This is a genomic window from Mycobacterium mantenii (assembly GCF_001667865.1).
Taxonomy (GTDB): domain Bacteria; phylum Actinomycetota; class Actinomycetes; order Mycobacteriales; family Mycobacteriaceae; genus Mycobacterium; species Mycobacterium mantenii_A.
This window is the reverse complement of sequence record NZ_LZJP01000094.1, coordinates 1-597: the sequence shown is the minus strand read 5'-3', so window position 1 is coordinate 597 and position 597 is coordinate 1. Positions and strand designations below refer to the sequence as shown.

Genomic DNA, 597 nt, shown 5'->3' with positions numbered 1-597 from the left:
ATCTCGACGATCTCGTTCGGGACCAAGGGCGGCGAGATCGAGATGGACGGGCAGCGCATCGCCGTCCCGGTGTCGACGGACCAGATGAAGATGGTCGCCAAGCTGTCCGGCGGGCAGTCCTATACCGCCACCAACCTCGGCGAGCTCGAGAAGAGCTACAACGCGATCGAGAACGAGATCGGCTACCGCACGGTGCCGGGCCCGGGCAGCTCCGGCTGGCTGCGCCTCGGCGTGCTGACCGCCCTGATCGCGACGGCACTGGCACTGCTGATCAACCGGCGCCTGCCCAGCTGAGCACTCAGGCGGGCAGCCTGCGGTTCAGCAGCAGCCCGGCCAGGATGGCGCCGGCCATGGCGAAGGCGCCGAGCAGCATCCAGGCCAGACTCGCGTCGCCCTTCACGGTTTCGTAGCCGATCTGGCGCTGCAGCGTCGAGTACACGTTCTTCAGCGATTCCAGGCTGTCGGCGTGGAACGACTGCCCGCCGGACAGCTTGGCGACCATCTTCATCTGGTCCGTCGACACCGGGACGGCGATGCGCTGCCCGTCCATCTCGATCTCGCCGCCCTTGGTCCCGAACGAGATCGTCGAGATGGGCA

At 67.2% G+C, this 597-nt stretch carries 2 pseudogenes; one reads left to right on the top strand and one right to left on the bottom strand.

The features are described from left to right. Positions 1 to 294 (top strand): annotated as a pseudogene (locus A5688_RS16655) (VWA domain-containing protein); the annotation flags it as partial. Between the two features lie 4 nt (positions 295 to 298). Here the strand turns inward: A5688_RS16655 and A5688_RS16650 are convergent. Further along, positions 299 to 597 (bottom strand): annotated as a pseudogene (locus A5688_RS16650) (VWA domain-containing protein); the annotation flags it as partial.